The sequence below is a fragment of the Microbacterium sp. ProA8 genome, from assembly GCF_039905635.1.
Lineage (GTDB): Bacteria > Actinomycetota > Actinomycetes > Actinomycetales > Microbacteriaceae > Microbacterium > Microbacterium chionoecetis.
On the sequence record NZ_CP157000.1, the window covers coordinates 1466621 to 1486865 of the forward strand.

General features: G+C 70.8%; 20 protein-coding genes, 1 tRNA gene and 1 riboswitch. Of the genes, 17 read left to right on the forward strand and 4 right to left on the reverse strand.

The genetic code is table 11. The features are described 5' to 3' along the window. Positions 1-4 precede the first annotated feature (4 nt). On the reverse strand, positions 5-2041 hold the full coding sequence (locus ABG085_RS06190) for a TPM domain-containing protein (protein ID WP_347978541.1): 2037 nt from the start codon (positions 2039-2041) through the stop codon (positions 5-7). A 312-nt stretch (positions 2042-2353) separates the two neighbouring features. On the opposite strand from ABG085_RS06190, the gene ABG085_RS06195 reads away from it, so the two are divergent. From ABG085_RS06195 to ABG085_RS06245, 11 genes are all read left to right on the forward strand, one after another. Continuing rightward, entirely contained in the window at positions 2354-3196 is an 843-nt protein-coding gene (locus ABG085_RS06195) for a DUF3097 family protein (protein ID WP_347978542.1), read from the forward strand. 210 nt (positions 3197-3406) lie between these two features. Beyond that, on the forward strand, positions 3407-4072 hold the full coding sequence (gene trmB, locus ABG085_RS06200; RefSeq protein WP_347979291.1) for a tRNA (guanosine(46)-N7)-methyltransferase TrmB: 666 nt from the start codon (positions 3407-3409) through the stop codon (positions 4070-4072). 47 nt (positions 4073-4119) lie between these two features. After that, positions 4120-5409 (forward strand): MFS transporter, encoded by a 1290-nt coding sequence (locus tag ABG085_RS06205; protein ID WP_347978543.1) that lies wholly within the window; start codon positions 4120-4122, stop codon positions 5407-5409. Positions 5410-5434: 25 nt separating this feature from the next. Next, positions 5435-6427 (forward strand): CPBP family intramembrane glutamic endopeptidase, encoded by a 993-nt coding sequence (locus ABG085_RS06210; RefSeq protein ID WP_347978544.1) that lies wholly within the window; start codon positions 5435-5437, stop codon positions 6425-6427. 41 nt (positions 6428-6468) lie between these two features. Continuing rightward, a riboswitch (guanidine-III (ykkC-III) riboswitch) is annotated at positions 6469-6534 on the forward strand. A 9-nt stretch (positions 6535-6543) separates the two neighbouring features. After that, complete coding sequence (locus ABG085_RS06215; protein WP_347978545.1) at positions 6544-6864, forward strand: multidrug efflux SMR transporter; 321 nt, start codon at positions 6544-6546, stop codon at positions 6862-6864. Between the two features lie 184 nt (positions 6865-7048). Then, positions 7049-8626, forward strand: a complete 1578-nt coding sequence (locus ABG085_RS06220) for a M28 family peptidase (protein ID WP_347978546.1) — start codon at positions 7049-7051, stop codon at positions 8624-8626. Positions 8627-8899: 273 nt separating this feature from the next. Next, positions 8900-9733: a mechanosensitive ion channel domain-containing protein gene (locus ABG085_RS06225; RefSeq protein ID WP_347978547.1), complete on the forward strand. Its 834-nt coding sequence runs from the start codon at positions 8900-8902 to the stop codon at positions 9731-9733. Positions 9734-9795: 62 nt separating this feature from the next. Beyond that, entirely contained in the window at positions 9796-11454 is a 1659-nt protein-coding gene (locus tag ABG085_RS06230; protein ID WP_347978548.1) for a SulP family inorganic anion transporter, read from the forward strand. Continuing rightward, positions 11423-11716: an alkyl sulfatase C-terminal domain-containing protein gene (locus tag ABG085_RS06235; RefSeq protein ID WP_347978549.1), complete on the forward strand. Its 294-nt coding sequence runs from the start codon at positions 11423-11425 to the stop codon at positions 11714-11716. The genes ABG085_RS06230 and ABG085_RS06235 overlap by 32 nt, the downstream gene beginning before the upstream one ends. Before the next feature lie 114 nt (positions 11717-11830). Further along, entirely contained in the window at positions 11831-12301 is a 471-nt protein-coding gene (locus ABG085_RS06240) for a hypothetical protein (RefSeq protein WP_347978550.1), read from the forward strand. A gap of 5 nt (positions 12302-12306) precedes the next feature. Beyond that, positions 12307-13287, forward strand: a complete 981-nt coding sequence (locus tag ABG085_RS06245) for a cation diffusion facilitator family transporter (protein WP_347979292.1) — start codon at positions 12307-12309, stop codon at positions 13285-13287. A 45-nt stretch (positions 13288-13332) separates the two neighbouring features. Here the strand turns inward: ABG085_RS06245 and ABG085_RS06250 are convergent, their stop codons facing one another. Beyond that, complete coding sequence (locus ABG085_RS06250; RefSeq protein ID WP_347978551.1) at positions 13333-13596, reverse strand: hypothetical protein; 264 nt, start codon at positions 13594-13596, stop codon at positions 13333-13335. Between the two features lie 89 nt (positions 13597-13685). Then, positions 13686-14036 (reverse strand): ATP-dependent DNA ligase, encoded by a 351-nt coding sequence (locus ABG085_RS06255; RefSeq protein WP_347978552.1) that lies wholly within the window; start codon positions 14034-14036, stop codon positions 13686-13688. Between the two features lie 254 nt (positions 14037-14290). On the opposite strand from ABG085_RS06255, the gene ABG085_RS06260 reads away from it, so the two are divergent. Then, positions 14291-14363: transfer RNA gene (locus tag ABG085_RS06260), tRNA-Arg, on the forward strand. Between the two features lie 67 nt (positions 14364-14430). Here the strand turns inward: ABG085_RS06260 and ABG085_RS06265 are convergent. Continuing rightward, positions 14431-15315: an SGNH/GDSL hydrolase family protein gene (locus ABG085_RS06265; protein WP_347978553.1), complete on the reverse strand. Its 885-nt coding sequence runs from the start codon at positions 15313-15315 to the stop codon at positions 14431-14433. Positions 15316-15475: 160 nt separating this feature from the next. Here ABG085_RS06265 and ABG085_RS06270 point away from each other — a divergent pair, with 160 nt between their 5' ends. Genes ABG085_RS06270 through ABG085_RS06290 form a run of 5 tightly spaced genes read left to right on the forward strand, consistent with a single transcriptional unit; the run spans position 15476 to position 20171 of the window. Further along, positions 15476-16339 (forward strand): transglutaminase family protein, encoded by an 864-nt coding sequence (locus tag ABG085_RS06270; RefSeq protein ID WP_347978554.1) that lies wholly within the window; start codon positions 15476-15478, stop codon positions 16337-16339. A 60-nt stretch (positions 16340-16399) separates the two neighbouring features. Then, on the forward strand, positions 16400-16726 hold the full coding sequence (locus ABG085_RS06275) for a metalloregulator ArsR/SmtB family transcription factor (protein ID WP_347978555.1): 327 nt from the start codon (positions 16400-16402) through the stop codon (positions 16724-16726). Further along, positions 16723-17631, forward strand: a complete 909-nt coding sequence (locus ABG085_RS06280; RefSeq protein ID WP_347978556.1) for an SRPBCC family protein — start codon at positions 16723-16725, stop codon at positions 17629-17631. Before ABG085_RS06275 ends, ABG085_RS06280 begins: the two co-directional genes overlap by 4 nt. 48 nt (positions 17632-17679) lie before the next feature. Beyond that, positions 17680-19347 (forward strand): arginine--tRNA ligase, encoded by a 1668-nt coding sequence (locus tag ABG085_RS06285; protein ID WP_347978557.1) that lies wholly within the window; start codon positions 17680-17682, stop codon positions 19345-19347. Between the two features lie 2 nt (positions 19348-19349). Continuing rightward, positions 19350-20171 carry a DUF2993 domain-containing protein gene (locus ABG085_RS06290; RefSeq protein ID WP_347978558.1) on the forward strand — a complete coding sequence of 274 codons (822 nt, stop codon included), beginning with the start codon at positions 19350-19352 and terminating at the stop codon, positions 20169-20171. Positions 20172-20245: the final 74 nt, after the last annotated feature.

Here is a 20245-nt window from a genome sequence, read left to right on the forward strand (position 1 = left end):
GGGGTCAGAAGCGGCCACCTCCTCGACGGGCGCGTGTGCCGCCGCCTCCGAAGCTACCGGGTCGCATCCCGCCGCCGGAGGATCGGCCGCCGCCGCCCAGCATGCCGCCGAGCCCGCCGAGCCCGCCGCCGGAGGAGCGGCCACCGCTCAGCACGGAGTTGAGCACGATGCCGCCCAGTACCGCGCCGAGCATGCCGCCGCCGGACTGACCGCCGCCCTGCGGGCTGCCGAACATGCCGCCCATGCCTCCGCCGTCGAAGGCGCCGACGTCGTTCTGCGCGAGCTGGATCGCCTGTCCTGCGAGCTGATCGGCGCGCTGGGCCTGCAGCAGCGCCTGCTGCGGGTCGCCCGCCTGGAGTGCGTGCGCACGGGCGAGCGAAGCGCCCGCCTCCGCGAGACGCGTGCGGGCCTGTGCTCCGACCGCGCCGCGGCGCGCGGTGATGTAGTCCTCCGCGGCCGACACCTGGGCTTGAGCCTGCATCATGACCTGGCCGACCATCTGGCGTGCGCGCTCGGCCTGGGCTGCGGCATCCCGCACCCCCTGCACGAGCGAGTCGATCTGGGCGTTGGCCGCCTCGAGGCTCTGCAGCGCGGCGAGCGGTCGCCGTGCGGTGCCGGTCAGCTGCGTGCGTGCGGCGTCGAGCTGCTGCCGCGTGGCGGCGATGACGCTCGCGATGCGCCCGTCGGCGTCGGGGAGGGCCGCTGCCGCGGCGATGTCGCTTTCGAGCTCGGCGACCAGCGCCGTCGCATTGCGCTCACCGGCGGAGAGATCGGCCGCGAGCTTCTCGATGGCGTCCTCGAGGAGTGTGGCCTGCCCGACCGCCTCTTCGGCGGCTCGGATGCCGACCGCGGCCTCACCGCCGTCGCCGGCGCCGATCGCGGTCTGCGCGGCGCCGAGCTGCTCGTCGGCGAACGCCAGGCGCTGCCGCGCCTGCGCGGGATTGTCGACGACCGTCGCGAGCGCCTCGGGCGCGTAGGCCGACTGCAGCTGCTGCAGCTGCGCGGTGGCTTGATCCAGGGATGCCGCGGCCTTCGCCCGCTCCTCCTGCACACGTGCGAGCGCCTCGGGCGCGTTCTGCTCGAGCTTGCGCAGCTCGTCGAAGGCGGCCGCCTTCTCGTCGAGCAGGGTGTTGGACGCCTCGCAGAGCGCGATGATGCGCTCGTTCCAGGCGCGGGTGTCGGCCTCGGAGTCGGGATCGGCGTCGTCGAGCTTCTGCTTGAGCCCGAACGCCTCGTCGAGGTTCTGCTGCGCGGTCGCCAGCGCCGCCTCGAACTCCGCGGTGGCGGCATCGCCGAACTGCGCCTTGGCGAACCCGAGCTCCTGGCCGCTGGTCTTGAGCGCGTCGTCGGTCTCGACGAGGAGCGACGCCGCGCGCCTCTCGAGCTCTTCGATGCTCGGCTGCGGCGGGCCGCTCGGTGAACCCGGCACCGCGGCGCGCGTGCGCCGGCGGCGCAGGAACATCACGAGCAGCACGACGCCCACCCCGACGGCCACGATGACGAGGAGCCACGTGATCCACGATCCGCCGCCCGAGGTGCCGGAGTCGAGGGCGCCCGACCCGCCGCCGGCGGCGTCGGTGACGCCGTCGGCCGCGGCATCCACCGCACCGAGCCAGTCGTCCTGCGCGAGCGCCGGCTGGATCCGCTGCTGCTCGATCGCGGCGACCTGGTCCTCGCTGAGAGGACCGGCCGGGTCGGCCGAGAGGTAGTACTGGCGTCCCTCGGTGGCGACGGCGAGAAGGTACTGCGTGACCCCGAGTCCGTTGTCGTCGGCGGTCTGGTTCGCCCAGTCCGCCGCGTCGGCGGGGTCGGTGAAGTCGTCGACGTAGACGACCCAAAGGTCGAGGCCGGTGTCGGACTTCAGCTGCTCGAGGCGGCTCTGCGCCTCGGCCTCCTCTGTCGCCGACAGCACGTCCGCGTCGTCGAGCACGAAGCCCGAGGGGAGCGAAACGGGTGGAGTCGCCTGCGCGATCCCGCCGCCGATCGCCGTGACCGCGACCACCGCAACGGACGCCAGCGCTGCAGCCCATCGCAGTCGCATCGATCCCCCCTCTGGGATTCGGGTTCCCCTCCGGCGAGTCTATTCAGCCGCGGGGATACGACGATAGCCCACGGCCCCCTTCGCGGATGTGTGTTCGCCGTGAACGTACCCGTCCACCCCAGCCCTCTGCGACGCCGCCGCACCTCCGCACCCCTGCGCTCGTTGAGTTGTCGTACATGTACGCCGAACCCGGCGTGTCGCGTACATCTGGGGCAGGTCGACCGCGAGCTGCGTGCGGCCGGGCGCCGGGGTGCGGGTCGCTGCCGGCCCCGGCGCCCCGCTGCGGGTAGCCTGCCCATCCGGAGGAGGACCATGGACGATCGCTACAGCGGGGATGTGCTCGCCGCGGGCTGGAAGGGCCACGGGGTGCGCGAGGTGCCGCGGGTGCCGGCATCCCGCGATCTCGTCGTCGAGGTGGCGGACGACGGATTCTGCGGCGCTGTGGTCGGCGTCTCGGGCGGGCTGGTCGAGCTGGAGGACCGCACCGGTCGACGGCGCCTGTTCCCGCTGGGCCCCGGGTTCCTCATCGAGGGCAGGGACGTCGTGCTCGGCCCGCCCGTCGCCGCACCGGTGCGCACCGGCCCGCAGCGGACGGCGTCGGGGTCGTTCGCCGCCGCCGACGCCCGTGCGCGCACCGCGCGCGCCAGCCGCATCCTGGTGGAGGGCCGGCACGACGCCGAGCTCGTGGAGCGGGTGTGGGGCGACGACCTGCGAGCCGAGGGCGTCGTCGTGGAGTACCTCCAGGGCATCGATCTGCTGGATGCCGCACTCGACGAGGAGCCGCCCTCTGCGCAGCGCCGCTACGGCGTGCTCGTCGACCACCTGGTGCCGGGCTCGAAGGAATCGCGTGTCGCCGACGCCATCGCGCGAGGCCGCCACGGTGCGCACGTGCTGATCGTCGGTCACCCGTGGATCGACGTGTGGCAGTGCGTCACCCCCCGCGCCATGGGCATCGAGCGCTGGCCCGAGGTGCCGCGGGGCATCGAGTTCAAGGTGGGGGTGTGCCGCGCGCTCGGCTGGCCCGCGCAGGACCAGGCCGACATCGCGCGCGCCTGGCAGCGCATCCTGGCGTCGGTGAAGACCTACCGGGACCTCGAGCCCGCGTTCCTCGGCCGGGTCGAGGAGCTCATCGACTTCGTCACCGTCCCGCAGTAGAGCGGCGCCGGCTTCCCGTCCGTGACCGCGCACGTCTCCGCGACGGCTGCGTCCGGGACCGCCGCGCTCGCCGGGCGCTGCCGCGCACGACGGAGCGGCGGCGTCGGGCGGGCTGGGTAGCCTGGTGGGGTGACCGATGCCGCCACGCCGACCCCTGAGCCCCGTGCCTTCCGCGAGAAGCCGGTGTCGTTCGTGCGCCGGAGCGGCCGGATGTCGGAGGCGCAGGACCGCGCCTGGAGCGAGCTCGCGCCGCATTACGTGATCGACGTGCCGCGCGATCTGGCGGTGACCAGCATCCTGCCCGGATCGCCGATCGACCCGGTCGCGGTGTGGGGACGCGAGGCGCCCCTCATCGTCGAGATCGGATCGGGCCAGGGGCACGCCATCGTGCACGCCGCGACCTCGCGGCCCGGTGACGACTTCCTCGCGATCGAGGTCTTCCGGGCGGGGCTCGCCCGCACCATGCTCGATGCCGACCGCGCCGGCGCGCGCAATCTGCGGCTGGTCGAGGCGAACGCGCCCGAGGTGCTGCAGCACCTGCTGCCGGCGGCATCCGTTGACGAGCTGTGGGTCTTCTTCCCCGACCCGTGGCACAAGAAGAAGCACACGAAGCGCCGCCTCGTGGCCGAGGGGTTCGCCGAGATCGCGGCGACCGCGCTGCGGGACGGCGGCGTTCTGCGCCTCGCCACCGACTGGGAGGACTACGCCCTGCAGATGCGCGCGGTCCTGGCCGCGGCGCCGGAGTTCGAGCCGACCTTCGAGGGGGAGTGGGCTCCCCGCTTCGAGGGCCGGGTGCTCACGGCGTTCGAGCGCAAGGGCGCGCGCGTGGGACGCGACATCCGCGATCTGTCGTACCGCCGCGCCGCGAGGTCATGAGCGCCGGCCCGGGGCCCGCGACGGGGCCGGTCCCAGGGCCCGATCCGATGCCCGATGTCGCGCCGGCCCCTCGCCGCGACCGCTGGCGGTTCGTGCGCCCGCTCGCGCACCGCGACTTCCGCATGCTGTTCGGCGCGGTCGTGCTGTCGATCTTCGGCGCCGGCATGTGGGCCGTCGTGATGGTCTACACCGTGATCGACGCGGGCGGCGGTCCGGTGGATCTCTCGCTCGTCGCCGCGGCGAACGCCGTCGGGCTGCTGGTGTGCGCGATCCCGGGAGGCATCGCCGCCGACCGCATACCCCGGCGCCTGCTGCTGCGCGTGGTCGAGCTGCTGAACCTCGTCGCCATCACATCCGTCGCGGCGGCCGGCGTGCTCGGGGCCGTGACGATCCCGCACCTCGCGATCGTCGCCTTCGTGCTGGGAGCCGGCGCCGGCTTCTTCTTCCCCGCCTACAGCGCGATCCTGCCCCGCATCCTGCCGCCGGCTCAGCTGCTCGCGGCGAACGGGCTCGAGGGTGCGATCCGCCCGGCGCTGCAGCAGGCCGCCGGCCCCGCGGCGGCGGGCATGATCGTGGCGGCCGTCCTCGCACCCGCCCACGCGGCGTGGGGCGTGGTCGCCGCGCATGCGCTGGCGCTGGTGCTGCTGATGTTCGTGCGGCCGGAGCCGCCCGTCGCGGAGGGCGAGGAGCACGAGCCGGCCGCCGGCGTGCGGGGCGTGCTGCACGACCTGCGCGAAGCCGTCGCGTTCACCGTGCGGACGCCCTGGCTGCTCTGGACCCTGCTGTTCGCGACGGGCTGGGTGCTGGTGTTCCTCGGACCCGAGGAGGTGCTGCTGCCGTTCCTCACCCGCGAGCGGATCGGCGAGGACCCGCGGCTGTTCGGGTTCCTCCTCGCGATCTACGGCATCGGCGGTGTGCTGGGCTCGATCGTGGTGTCGTCGATGAAGCTGCCCCGGCGCTACCTGACGGTGATGATCGGGGTCTGGTCGGTCAGCACGCTGCCCTTCGCCGTCGTGGGCGTCACGCACGAGTACTGGGTGATGGCTCTGTGCCTGTTCCTCGTGGGGTTCGGGTTCAGCTACGGGAACGTGATCTGGGGCACGCTGCTGCAGCGGCGCGTGCCCCGCCGCATGCTCGGACGCATCTCGAGCCTCGACTTCTTCGTGTCGCTCGCGCTGATGCCGCTGTCGATGGCGCTCGCCGGTCCTCTCGCCGAGGTGGTGCCCATCGAGGCGATCTTCATCGCGGCGGGCGTGATACCGCTGGTGCTCGGCGTGCTGGCGTACCTCGTGGCGCGGATGCCCGAGGATGAGATCGCGCACCCGCTCGATCGCTGATTCCCCGACTCCGGAGCCGCCCCGCATGCCTGCACACCCCGACGCCCCACCCGCGCCGGTCGTCGCCGCGTGGTCGTGGCGACTCGTGCCCGCCCTCCTCGTATGCCTGGCCGCCCCGGCCTTCTTCGTCGTGCGCGTGCCGTGGCTCGGCTGGCTGCTGCTCGCGGCCGGGCTCGCGACCGCGCTGCTGATAGAGCGGACGCTCCCCACGCCCTCTCCACGCATCGCCGGCGCACCGCGTGGAGCCTCCGAGCGCCTGAGCCCCGGCGCAGCCGCGGCGCCGGCCGACGCGGTGCATGCGGGCTCGAGGGTGGACACGACGACGGCCACCGGCATCCGTCCGCCATCGCTCTTGCGCGACCTGTCGCTTATCGCCGTGGGGCTGCTCATCGTGAGCGCCATCCCGCTCAAGGCCGAGCTCGACAACCTCGCGATCCTGCGGTTCGCCCTCGCGCTGGGCGGCGCCGTAGCAGTGCCCTACGTCATCTCGCGGTGGGTGTACCGGGACGGAGCCGCGCAGCGGGGGGCGATCCGCTTCCCCTGGCGCGGCGGCGGGCGGTGGACCAGATTCCAATGGACCTGGCTGGTCGCGGTCCTGCTCCTCGGCTGGCTGATCCTTCCGTTCTACTTCATCACCTCAGGGGTGTACCTCAACTGGCCCGTCGTGAACACCCCTGAGCTCATCGCGCGGCTCTTCGTGGGCGTGGGTGCGGTGGGCATCTGGGACGAGCTGTTCTTCATCTGCACCTGCTTCGCGCTGCTGCGTCGGCACTTCCCGTTCTGGCAGGCGAACGTGCTGCAGTCCGTGGTGTTCGTCTCGTTCCTGTGGGAGCTCGGGTACCAGGCGTGGGGCCCGCTACTCACGATCCCGTTCGCGCTGCTGCAGGGCTTCATCTTCATGAAGACGCGCTCGCTCGCCTACGTGGTGACGGTGCACCTGCTCTTCGACGCCGTCGTGTTCCTCGTGCTCGTGCACGCGCACAACCCGGGGATGCTCGACGCGCTGTTCCTGGTGTGACCGCTGCCCAGGGCGTGCCCAGGGGGAGCGGCTAGGGTGGGTCGTGGATCCTCGACCGGATCCCCGGACGACGGATCAGTACCCGGTGGGCGACAAGACTGGCCAGGAGCACAGTCATGTCGTGGGTCGTTCTCATCGTCTCCGGAATCCTCGAGGCCGTCTGGGCCACCGCGCTGGGTAAGAGCGAGGGCTTCACCAAGCTCTGGCCGACCGTCGTCTTCGGCGTCTCGCTGCTGCTGAGCATGGGCGGTCTCGCGTGGGCCATGCGCGACATCTCCACCGGCACCGCGTATGCGGTGTGGGTGGGGATCGGTGCGTCGCTCACCGTCGCGTACGCCATGATCACGGGCGACGAGGCGTTCTCGATCGTCAAGATGCTGCTGATCCTCGGGCTGGTGGGCTGCGTCGTCGGCCTGAAGCTCGTGGGGCACGAGTAGACCCCGCTCCGTATCACGACACGACGGACCGGATGCTACGGCATCCGGTCCGTCGTCTTCCGAGGGCGTTCCCGGATGAGGGCTGGATGAATCCGCCCGCAAACCCTGGCACTCCGCGACGCAGTGTGGGAGCATCCCCGGAAGAATGCCGATGCCAAGGGGTCATCGGCGGAAAGGCACCACCATGCCGAAGAGAACCAGGCGCACCTGGGCCATCGCCACCGCGGCGGCCCTGACCGGCGCCGTCGCACTCGCAGGCCCCGCGTACGCGGCACCGAACAACAATTCGGTGGAGAAGATCACGAAGGCCGTGACGCTCGACGGCGTCATGGATCACCTCGAGGCATTCCAGGCGATCGCCGACGAGCACGGCGACCGTGCCGCCGGACGGCCCGGCTACGCGGCATCGCGCGACTACGTCGTCGCGCAGCTCGAGGCGGCGGGGTACACGCCCGAGGTGCAGGCGTTCCCCTTCGAGTACTTCGACGAGAACAACGTGCTCACCCGCACCGTGGGTGGGACGACCACGACGTACGTCGACGGCGACGACTTCGTGCGCAACCGGTTCGACACCGGCAGCCCCGAGGGGACCGCGACCGGGACGCTCGTCCTCGTCGACCTGCCGTCGGCAGACAACACGAGCGGCTGCACCCTCGGCGACTACGGCATGCTTCCGGCGAATTCCGTGGTGCTCGTCCAGCGCGGCGGCTGCGGCTTCGCCGTGAAGGCTGTCACCGCGCAGCAGGCGGGCGCCGCAGCCGTCATCGTGATGGGCAACGACAACGACGAGACGCTTATCAACATGATCGGCGCGGCAGCCGGACTGACCATCCCCGCGGTCTTCGTGCCGTACTCCGTCGGCGCAGACCTCGCCTCCACGCCGGGGGCGACGGTGACGGTCACCGTGGACTACGACGCCGAGATCCGCACCACCTGGAACGTGCTGGCCGAGACCGCGAACGGCAACGACGACAACGTCGTGATGGCCGGAGCGCACCTCGACAGCGTGCAGGACGGCGCCGGCATCAATGACAACGGCTCCGGCAGCGCAGGGCTGCTGGAGACGGCGATCCAGATGCAGAAGACCAAGCCCAACAACACCGTGCGTTTCGCATGGTGGGGCGCCGAGGAGGAGGGTCTGGTCGGTTCGGAGCACTACGTCGGTGCACTGTCGGAGGACGAGGTGGACGACATCGCGCTCTACCTCAACTTCGACATGATCGCGTCGCCGAACTACATGTTCGGCATCTACGACGGTGACAACTCGGGCGGCACCGCCGCGCCGGGCTTCATCCCGGAGGGTTCCGCAGAGATCGAGGACGTCTTCGAGGCGTTCTACGACAGCCGCGGGCTGGCTTCGCAGGACAGCGAGTTCTCAGGACGTTCGGACTACGGTCCGTTCATCGCCGTCGACATCCCGGCGGGAGGACTGTTCACCGGAGCCGAGGTGCAGAAGAAGCCCGCTGAGGTTCTGCTGTACGGCGGTGTGGCGGGTGCGTCCTACGACCCGTGCTACCACCAGCCGTGCGACAACCTCACGGGGGCCGGCCAGAACGTGGCGCTGTACGACGCGCTCCGCGAGGACTACGACCTCGTGGGCAACATCAACACGTTCGCGCTCGACGTGAACGCGGATGCCGTCGCCGCGGCGGTCGTCACGTTCGCATTCGACACATCGACCGTCAACGACGTCCAGACGCCGGGGAAGTCTCACGGTGCGGGCAAGAGCATGGACGCGATGAAGGAGCGCTTCGCGGAGTGACGCGGCTACGGTGCGTCGCGCACCGCTGACCATGCGTAAGACGACCGCCCCAGGCCATCCCGGGGCGGTCGTCTGCGCGGCGCCTGCCGGCGGGCGCCGGATTCCTCACCCTCAACCTCACGTCGACGTGACTTGCGCGTGAACGCTTGACGGCACCCGTGGCGGGGGAGGACATTCGGTGGCTGTGCGCCAGCGTCGCCGGGGCTCGAGTACGAAGCCGGAGCCCCGGCGAGGCTGGCTCGGCGGCGCGCCCTGCGCCCCTATCCTGACGGGGTGGATTTCAGCACCTTCCTGAGCACGCCGATCACGTGGTGGCAGGTGCTCTGGGCGGTGCTGTCCCTGGTCGCGGGCTGGGTCGCCTCGCGGTTCGCCAAGCGCGGCGTCGTCGATCTGATGGGCCACGTGCCGACGGCCACGCCTGCGGCCACGCGGTTCGCCGCCCGCCTCGCGCAGTACACGCTGCTGCTGCTGGGCGTCGGCGTCGCCCTGGCGTTCCTCGGCGCCAACGTGCAGCCGGTGCTCGCCGTCGTGCTGGTGCTGGCGGTCGTCGCGGCGCTGGTGCTGCGCGGCGTGGCCGACAACTTCGCCGCGAGCGTGCTGATCGCCACCCGCAAGCCCGTCGTGCTGGGCGAGGAGATCACGGTGGAAGGGCCCGACGGCGAGCCCCTGACCGGCACCGTCATCGAGCTGAACTCCCGCGCCGTGGTCTTCACGACGCCCGACGGACGCACCGCCCACGTGCCGAACGCGAAGCTGCTCGCCGAGACGCTCGTCAACAACTCCCGGCACGGGGGCCGGCGCAGCGAGGTGCAGGTGCGCGTGGAACGTGCCGATGCGAGCCTCGCCGACATCACCGTGGCGCTGACGGATGCCGCAGCCGCCGTCGACGGCGTGCTCCCCGAGCCCGCGGCGGTCGTGCTGGTGTCCGCCGTCTCCGACGCGCGCGTCACCGCACGAGTCCAGTTCTGGCACGCGGCGACGAGCGGGCTCGGCGTGACGTCGGCGGTGGTGGCGGCCCTGACCGCGGGCCTTGCGGACCGGGGATGGACGGCGACCGTCACCAGCGAGGCCGTCGGTCCGCCGCTCGTGCCGGGCGATCGGGTGTGATGCGGCCCCGCCGTGCCAAGGTGGAGACGATCGTTCCCTCCCCACGCCCCTCAGGAGCCGGCATGCAACGACCTCTCGCGGGGTTGACCAGGCACAATCTCGTCACGGAGCTGACGGCCGGCGTCACCCTTCTCGCGATCGCGATCCCCCTGAACATCGGATACGCCCAGATCGCGGGGCTCCCGCCGACGGCGGGCCTGTACGCGCTCATCGTGCCGACGATCATCTATGCGCTCATCGTGTCGTCGCGGCAGCTGGTCGTGTCGCCGGATGCCGCCGCCGCGGCGCTCGTGGCCTCGTCGATCGGCGGTCTCGCGGCCGCAGGCAGCGCCGGATACGCGACCCTCGCCCTGGCGCAGGCCATCATCAGCGGCATCCTGTTCCTGCTCATGGCCGTGTTCAAGCTCGGCTTCCTCGCAAGCTTCCTCTCCAAGCCGATCCTGGTGGGCTTCGTCGGCGGCCTCGCGCTGGACATCATGGTGAGCCAGATCGCCAAGATGCTCGGGGTGAAGATCGACTCCGGCGGCGAGTTCGTCGAGAAGGTCGCGGGGCTCATCCTGGGGCTGAACACATTCAACCCGTGGTCGCTCGGCGTCGCCGCCGCCTCGGTCGCGGTGCTGCTGCTCGGTCGACGCTTCGTGCCGAAGATCCCGTGGGCCCTGGTGGTGCTGATCGTCTCGACGATCGTCGTCGTGGTGGCGGATCTCGACGACCGGGGCGTGGACGTGCTGGGCGCGGTGCCGGCGGGTCCGCCCGCGCTGACGTGGCCCGTCCTCGACTGGACCATGTGGTTCGCACTCGTCCCGTCCGCGATCGCGCTCACCCTGGTGACCACCGCCGAGGGCCTTCTCGTGTCGCGCTCGTACGCCGAGAAGCGCGGCTATCCGTTCCACGCGAACCGCGATCTGCTCGCGTTCGGCCTCGGCAACATCGCGGCCGGCGCCCAGGGCAGCTTCGCGATGGGCTCCTCGACATCCCGCACCGCGGCGATGGACCAGGCCGGCTCCCGCACTCAACTGCCGTCGCTCGTGCTCGCCGTCGGAACGCTGCTGCTGCTGCTGTTCGGCACGGCGCTGCTCGCCGACATCCCGTCGCCGGCCATCGGCGCCGTGGTCGGCGTCGCGATCCTGCCGCTGCTGGGCATCCGCGAGTTCCGGCAGCTGTGGCGTCAGGACCGCTTCGAGTTCGCCGTCGCGGCGACATGCTTCCTCGTCACCCTCTTCGTCGGCGCGATCCCCGGCATCCTGGTCGCATTCGTGCTCGCGCTCATCAACCTCGCCCAGCGCGCGGCGAATCCGACGATCGACGTGCTCGAGGCGAACGACGACGCCAAGCAGTCCCTGCTGGAGGATGCCCCCCACGGGGCCACGACCGCGCCCGGCCTTGTCGTCATCCGGATGGCCGCCCCACTCTTCTTCGCCAACGGCGCCGTCTTCACCTCGGCGGTCAAGCGCGCGGTCACCGGCGCCGACCAGCCGGTGCACCACGTGGTCATCGACATGGAAGCCGTCACCGACATCGACGTCACCGGCGCCGAGGCGTTCGAATCCCTCGAGCACTGGCTCCGCGACCACGACGTGACGCTCGCGTTCAGCCGTGTCCGGCCGCCCACCAGAGCCCGCCTGGAGGAGCTCGGACTGCTCGCTGACCAGGCATTCTTTGCGACCAACCGGGCGGCCGTCACGGCGCTTGCCGACCGCGACGAGAAGCCGCAGGACTGACGAGGCCGCAAGACTGAGCATCGGTCGCCCGACCGGCAGGAAGGGGAGAAGCACATGCAGCAGCGCGAACCGGAAGCGTCGATCAGGCAGGCCCACCGACACGCCGCTGCAGCTGACACTGTCGAAGACGCGCCTGATCCAGCTGGCGGGTGGTGACACCGAGAGCGCGGGCGTCGAGGTGCGCGGCGATGCGGGCGTCCTGCAGCAGATCCTCGGCGTGCTCGACCAGGCCGATCCGAATTTCGAGATCGTCCTCCCGTAACCCGCTCCCGGATCGCCGGCATCGCCACCGCGATGCCGGCGATTTGCGATAGCAGTCACCGCAGAAGGGGTCAAGGCGCTCCCCGCCTCCCGCCCCACCCGCAAGACTCGAAGCATGAAGCGGTGGCGACGCGTGTGCTGCGTGCCCCTGCTGGTGATCGCGCTGAGCGCGGCAGGATGCGGCGTCACGGTGCCGACCGACCCCCAGGGCACTCTGGAGCGCGTCCGCGGGGGAGTGCTTCACGCGGGCGCCTCGGCGTCCGGCGAACTCGTCACCATCGACGGCCCGGAGGTGGGCGGCACGCTCGCCGAGATCGTCGAGGACTTCGCGGAGACGGTCGACGCGCGGGTCGAATGGACAGTGGGCAGCGAGGAGGACCTCGTCGACGGGCTCGAGAGCGGCGACCTCGACGTGGCGATCGGCGGGATGACCGACGCCACGCCGTGGTCGGATCGCGTCGCGGTGACGCGTTCCTATGACACCATCCCCGGATCGCGCGGTCCCGTCGTGCTGCTCGTGCCCTTGGGTGAGAACGCCTGGCAGGCGCAGCTCGAGGGCTATCTCGACCGCGAGGTGGCGCCGTGAAGTCGATGGGACGCACGGATCTGCCGCCGGAACAGCAGAGGGCGCTGCGCAGCGCCATCCGCTGGGAGTGGTTCACCATCGGCTACACCGTGGTGACGATCGGCCTCATCGCCCTCGTCGTGGGCGGATCGCAGGCGATGAAGACCGCGTGGATCGAGGACATGCTGTCGCTGATCCCGCAGATCTCATTCCTCGTCGCCCTGATCTTCATCCGTCGCCGTCCGACCCGCGCCTTCCCGTTCGGGTTGCACCGCATGATGGGGGTCGGGCATCTGGTCGCCGGCGTCGCGCTGCTCGCGGTCGGCGGCAACCTCGCATACGAGGCGATCAGCGGACTCGTCCGCGCCGAGCATCCCTCGATCGGCACGGTGTTCCTGTTCGGCCAGACGATCTGGCTCGGCTGGTTCATGGTGGCGGTGATGAGCGTGATCGTCATCGGCCCGTTGTTCTACGGGCGCGCGAAGGCGAAGCTGGCACCCACGCTGCACAACAAGGTGCTGTACGCGGATGCCGACATGGCCAAGGCCGACTGGACCTCCACGGTCGCCTCGATCGTCGGCGTGCTCGGTGTCGGCATCGGCCTGTGGTGGCTCGACGGCGCCGCCGCGCTGTTCATCTCGCTCGGGATCATGTGGGACGGCTGGCGCAACTCCCGCGGGGCGGTGCGCGATCTGATCGATCAGCGCGCGCGCACCGAGGACGACGCCCGCCCGCATCCCCTCATCGCGCGCATCGCCGACCGTGTGCAGGAGTTCGGATGGGTGCGTGAGAGCGGCGTGCGCATGCGCGACATGGGTCAGGTGTTCCACGTCGAGGTCTTCGTGGTGCCGACCCGCGACGAGGTCCGTCTGGATGAGATCGAGGACGTGCGCGCGGCGGTCGCGCAACTCGACTGGAAGGTGCAGGACGTCGTGGTGATCGTGACCGCCAGCCTGCCGGACGAAGCCGAGCCGGCCACGCGACAGGAATCGCACAGCGACGCCTGAGCGGCATTCGCCGGGGCTACGGCATCCGCCCCGTCGTTCTGCTGTTCAGTCGGTCACCTGGGGAAGGCCGTCGGACCACTCTCCATCCGGCGAGGCTGCGGGATCCTCCTCGGGCACCGGAACGACGGCCAGCGGAACGCCGGGAGACAGCAGCAGCAGAGCCCTGCGCATCGCGCCCTCGCCGTCGTTGACCTCGAGCCAGTAGGTTCCCGCCGCGAGCCCTGCCTCGATCTCCGCTCGGAGGTCTTCGATTCGGCGCCCGCCGACGCTGTAGTGATCGCCGCCGTAGTAGATGTCGATCCGTTTCATGATCGCTCCCATCTGCGGCTCCACCGTCGCACCGGAGGCGGGGCGACGGCCAAAGCCTTGACAAAGCCCGTGGGTTGCCGTAGCTCGGTTCAGCCGAGCAGTTCCTGCTCCGGCTCATGCTCCGGTGCGGCCACGGGTGCCGGCTGAGCAGGTTCGGGCACCAGGTACAGTCCGGACGGCGAGTTCGCCGTGTGGGTGAGAGCGTCGATCCAGGCGGGGTTCAGCTGGGGAGTGCGACTGCCGTAGAACTTGTAGACGAGGGAGCAGCGGGGGTGCACCCAGATGGTGGTGCGGCCGTCGCCGATGCTGACGTCGTCGCGCCACGTGAAGTGGAAGGGTTCGCCGCGCCGGAGCTTGGTGCCGATCACCAGCTGCAGATGTGCGAGGGTCCGATCATCGAAATCGACCTTCACCGTCCCCTCGTAAGTGAGTTTGCCCATCGTGCGCCTCCGCTCTGGGGATGCCGGCGAACGTAGCGCTGGGGTGGCTCAGGGGCGGACGCCGATCACGAACACCTTCGATCCTCGCGGGTGGGCGTCGTCGCGGGCCAGGCCTTGACAGCCGTCGTCGGATGCACCAAGGGGCGCCCGTTCCGATGCGCCGGCGTCGGGGTGCTCGAGCGGATCGCGGCGCTGTGCGCAGCGGCGACCGCCGTGAAGGACCGCGCCGCCGGGATGGTAGTCTCGATCGGCACGCCTCCGTAGCTCAGGGGATAGAGCGTTGGTTTCCGGTACCAAAGGTCGCAGGTTCGATTCCTGTCGGGGGCACGAAAAAGAATCCCAGGTTCGCCTGGGATTCTTCGTTTCCCGGTGGCGCCCGAGCTGACCACGCCGGTCAGGGTGCGACGGGGTCCTCGTCGTGCGGGGCATCCGCCACGATCGCGGGCTGGAGCTCCATCGCCTCGATCGCGTCGGCGACCCGAGCCGCGAGGTAGGCGTGGCCGTCCGTCGAGGGGTGGTCGCGACCGATCGGGCCGGTGTCGATGACCTCGAGGTAGTTGGCCGCGGTGATCCAGCCCTCGGCGATCGGCGAGATGTACCACCAGCCGCGCGCGGCGGCGAGCTCGGCCAGCTCCGTGTCGATGCTGCTGGTCGGGCTCTCGACCGGCAGCACCTGCGGCGAAGGACCGAGGATGACGATCGCGGCGTCGGGGTAACGGGCCTCGAGTGCGTCCCACGCGGCGGTGACGGCATTCCGATATCCCGCCGGGTACAGCCTGCGGTCGTTGATGGACCCCTCGACGACGATCAGGTCCGGATCGAGCGCCGGGTCGAGTGCGGCGATGCGCTCGCCGTATGCCGGACCATCGAGCCCGGGCTTGAGATAGCCGCTGCCGCGAACCCCGTCCACGACGGTCTCGACGCCGAGCTCGTCGGCGAGCCGGTACGCGAAGCCGAGTGTCGGCACGGTGGCGGCGGAGCCGTAGACCCACGAGTCGCCGAAGACGAGCACGCGCGCGCCTTCTTCGAGGACGAGGGGCGCGGGCGGGACGGATGCCGCGACGGCCGCATTCCCTTCGGCGACGGCGACGGGGGCCACCGGTTCAGGTGCGCCCCAGGGGCGGAGCACGGCCACGGCGCACACCGCAGCCACGGCGAGCGCCGCGCCGAGGAGGGCGAGCCATCCCCGCACCCCTGCCACCCGCGGCCGGCGCGCCCAGCGGGGCGCCTGGGCGCCTGGGCCCAGCCGCCGTGCGCGGAAGCGGCCGGGCGCGTGCATGAGAAGAGGGTAAGTCATCGATCGGCGAACACCGAACACAGGCCCTGAACTGGGCAATATGCGCGGCGGATCCCGAGGTTCGGACCCTCTTCGCGGTGCCCGCGGGCGACCCTGTGGACGTCCGCACGGCGCAGTCATCGGGGCATGCGAGGATACTTCGGTGCAACGCATCGTGACCGCTGAGATGGACCTCGAACTCGGGGCATCCGTCGACCTCATCTTCCAGATCGCAGCCGCTCAGGCGGTGCCGATCTCGAATGAGCAGCTGACGTTCACGCAGGGCGATCGTGTGTACACCCCGACCGAGATCGTCGACCAGTCGGGAAGCCGGCTGCACCGCCTGACGGGCGAGCCCGGACCCCTCGAGATCCGGTACGAGGCGACGGTCGACGGCCAGGCCGCCACGAGTCGCACCAGCGACCTGGAGGCGATCACGTACCTCCGTCCGAGCCGGTATGCGCAGTCCGACGAGGTGTTCCAGCAGGCGCGCCGTCAGTTCAAGGGGCTCTCGGGTCACGACCTCATCGCGGCGGTGTCCGAGTTCGTCTCGACGAGCACGACCTACACGCCGGGACTCAGCCAGGGCACCGACAGCGCGGTCACCACTCTCATGACCGGCCAGGGCGTCTGCCGCGACTACGCGCACGTCGTCATCGCGCTGCTGCGGGCGATGGACATGCCGGCGCGCTATGCCGCGTGCTTCGCACCGGGGCTGCAGCCGATGGACTTCCATGCCGTGGCGGAGGCCTACCTCGACGGCTCCTGGTACGTCATCGACGCGACGCGTCTGGCGAATCGCCGCTCGCTCGTGCGCATCGCGACCGGACGCGATGCCGCCGACTGCGCGTTCCTCAGCTACCACGGCGGCTACGTCGGGCTGCAGCGGCTGCGCGTCGACGCCTGGGTCGTTCCGGATGCCGCCACCGGCGAGGGGCTCGAGCCGGCCGCGGATGGCGCCTATCCGCATCAGGATCCTTTCGACCCGTCGCTCGACGACTTCACCGCCCTGGTGCAGCTGGCCTGACGTCCTCGGCCGGATATATCAGGCCTTGTTTATATCATCAGGCGCTGATATGAATGGGCTATGCACGCACTCGATGTCCTGGGAGACCCGGTCCGGCGACGACTCGTCGAGCTGCTCGCCCGCGGTGATCGCGCATCGGGGGACCTCACCGAGGTGATCCGCGCCGAGTTCGGCATCAGCCAGCCGGCGGTGTCGAACCATCTCCGGGTGCTCAGGGAAGCGGGCTTCGCGCACAGCAGCGCCGAAGGGTCGCGCCGCATCTACTCCCTCGACGGGGAGCGGATGACCGAAGTGCAGGACTGGGTCGAGGAGCACCTCGGCTTCTGGACGAATCGACTCGACGCGCTCGGGACCGAGCTGCGCCGCAACCGCACGGAGGAACGATGAACACCGCAGACCCCTTCATCCGAGCACTCACCGGCGACGAGGCCGAGCAGACCGTCACGCTGGTGCGCAGCTACCCCGCCGCCGCCGCGGACGTCTGGAACGCACTGACCACCCCGGAGCGGATCGCGAGGTGGTACGGCACGATCGTCGGCACGCCGCCGCGCGCGGTCGGCGACGAGTTCGAGGTCGAGATCGGCCAGGGGATGGTCCGGAGGGCGCACCTCGAGAGCTGCGCGGCGCCGTCCGGGCTCTCGTACACGTGGTGGTCGGGCGACGGCGATCCCGGCCTCGTGACCATCCGGCTCGACGCGATCGCCGATGACGAGACGCGCCTGACGGTCCAGCACGACCGACTGCGACCGCACCGCATGACCCAGTACGGCGGAGGGTGGGAGCAGAACCTGGTCGCCCTCGCGGACGTGCTCGGTGCAACGGGCGAGGCCGACGAGGACGGCGACGCGCGTGTCGGCCGGTGGGAGCTGCTGGGCGATCGTCCGCTGGATGTCCGGCTCGCGATCGACGCACCGGTGGAGCGGGTGTGGCGGGCATGGTCCAGCGCCGAGGGGCTGGCCTCCTGGTGGTGGGCGCACTGGGGCGACGTCGCCGTGGCGGCCGATGTCCGCGTCGGCGGCGAATACCGCATCGAGGCGCCGGGGCAGGGGCTCGCCGTGGCGGGGGAGTACCTCGTGGTCGAACCCGGGCGCCGGCTCGCGTTCACGTGGACGTGGACGGACGATGAAGGCCAGAGCCGCGATGAAGCGGTCGAGGTGCGGTTCACCGCAGCGGATGCCGGCACCGTCGTCTCGGTGCGGCACACCGGTCCGTGGGAGGACGAGGCGCCCGTGGACGCGTACCGGCAGGGGTGGGGATTCGTGCTGGCCCAACTCGCGAGCTCTGTGCACTGAGCCCCGCGCAGCCGGGCGCGCGATCCCGGCGAATAGACTGGTGCGGTTATGAATCCTGAAGCCCTCTCCGCCGCCCTGCTCGCCGTTGTCGCCCCGCTCGCCGAGGCGCGACGCCCCGGTGCGACGGATGGGCTCACCCCGGCGGACCTGCCGCTCGAGCGCCCCAAGAACCGCGATCACGGCGACTGGGCATCGAATGCGGCGCTGAAGCTCGCGAAGGCCGTCGGCGCGAACCCGCGCGAGTTCGCCGCGGAGATCGCCGCCGGGCTCGCCGAGGTCGACGGTGTCGCGGGTGTCGAGGTGGCCGGTCCCGGATTCATCAACATCCGGCTGGATGCCGCAGCCGCCGGTGCGCTCGCGAAGACCATCGTCGACGCCGGCGCGGCCTACGGCACGAATGACTCACAGCGCGGCAACACGATCAACCTGGAGTTCGTCAGCGCGAACCCCACAGGTCCGATGCACATCGGCCACACCCGGTGGGCCGCACTCGGCGACTCCATGGCGCGCCTGCTGCTGGCCAGCGGCGCGACGCTCGTCCGCGAGTTCTACGTCAACGACGCCGGCGCGCAGATGGATCGATTCGGCCTTTCCGTACTGGCAGCGGCCAAGGGCGAGCCCACTCCCGAGGACGGCTATCCGGGCTCGTACATCGACGACCTCGCTCAGCGGGTCCTCTCCGCGGTGCCGGACCTCCTGTCGCTCCCGGCCGACGAGCAGCTCGTCGTCGCGCGTGACCGGGCGTACGCGTTGCAGCTCGGGGACCTGCAGGCGTCCTTGGAGAAGTTCAACGTCCACTTCGACGTCTTCTTCAGCGAGCGGACGCTCCACGCCAAGGGCTCGAACGGCGAGCCCAGCCTCGTCGACGAGGCCGTCGACCGCTTGCGGGAGCAGGGTCACGTCTTCGACGAGGACGGCGCGGTGTGGGTGCGCACGACCGACTTCGGCGATGACAAGGATCGCGTCATCCGTCGTTCCAACGGCGAATACACCTATTTCGCCGCTGACGCCGCCTACTACCTCAACAAGGGCGACCGCGGCTTCGCGCACAAGATCTACCTGCTCGGCGCCGACCACCACGGCTACGTGCACCGCCTCAAGGCGCTCGCCGGCGCGGCCGGGGACGACCCCGACAAGGACATCGAGGTGCTCATCGGGCAGCTCGTGTCGATCAACGGCGCGCGGCTGTCCAAGCGCGCGGGCAACATCATCGAGCTCGATGACCTCCGCGAGTGGATCGGCACCGACGCGCTGCGCTACTCGCTCGCGCGGTATCCCGCTGACTCGCCGCTGACGCTCGATCCCGAGATCCTCCGCAAGCGCACGAACGACAACCCCGTCTTCTATGTGCAGTACGCCCACGCGCGCACCCACAACGTCGGACGCCATGCCGCGGCATCCGGCGTCGACCGCTCGGCGTTCGCCCCCGAGCTGCTCGCGCACGAGACGGAGTCCGCGCTCCTCGGCGCGCTCCAGGAGTTCCCGCGCATCGTCGGATTCGCCGCCGAGGTGCGCGAGCCCCACCGCGTCGCCCGCTACCTCGAGGAACTCGCCGGGCTCTATCACCGCTGGTACGACAACTGCCGCGTCATCCCGCTCGGCGACGAGCCCGTCGAGCCCGTTCACCGCACCCGCCTGTGGCTCAACGACGCCACCGGGCAGGTGCTGCGCAACGGCCTCGATCTGCTGGGCGTCACCGCCCCGGAGCGGATGTAGACATGGCCTACGGCGACACGCAGGCGACCGAGCCGCTCCCCGACGACATGCTGCCTGCGCCGCCGCCACTGCGTCGCCGCCGGGCATGGCCCTGGATCGTGGCCTTCGCCATCGTCGCGGTGCTGGCGGTCGCCGCGTGGTTCGCCGCTGAGGCGATCGCCCGTCAGATCGTCACCGGCGTGGTGCGCGACCAGGTGCGCACGCAGCTGGCGCTGCCCGCCGACCAGCAGATCGATGTCGAGATCGCCGGTGCCGTGCTCCCGCAGCTCATCGGAGGCAGCCTCGACGAGCTCACGATCGCTTCGGACGACGTGACCCTCGGTGAGGTCACGGGCGATGTCACCGTCATCGCCCACGATGTGGCGGTGCGAGGCAGCGGCGAGATGAGCGGCGCAACGGCGACCGTGTCGCTCGATCAGGCTCAGCTGCAGACGCTGCTGGCGACCATCGATGAGTTCCCCGCTGACACGGTCGCTCTCGACGCACCGAACGTCACGATGTCGCTCGATCTGACGCTGTTCGGCGCCGCGATTCCCGTCGGCGTCGCCCTCACTCCGTCGGCGGCGGAGGGCGAGATCGTGCTGACGCCCGCGTCGTTGCAGCTCGGGGGTTCCGAGGTCACCGCCGATGCGCTGCGCGACCAGTTCGGCAGGCTGTCCGACGCGGTGCTCCAGGACTGGAACGTGTGCGTCGCGCAGTACCTGCCCGCGGGCGTCACCCTCACCGGCGTCGAGGTCGACGGGACGCTGCTCGTGGCGGACTTCGACGTCGACGGCGCCTTCGCCACGGATCTCGCGCTGCAGGAGAACGGCACCTGCGCCTGAGACGCCGCGCGGCGTCACACGGCACGGGGGCCCCGAGCCGCGTGCCCTAGACTTCTAGCACCGCTGGAGATCCG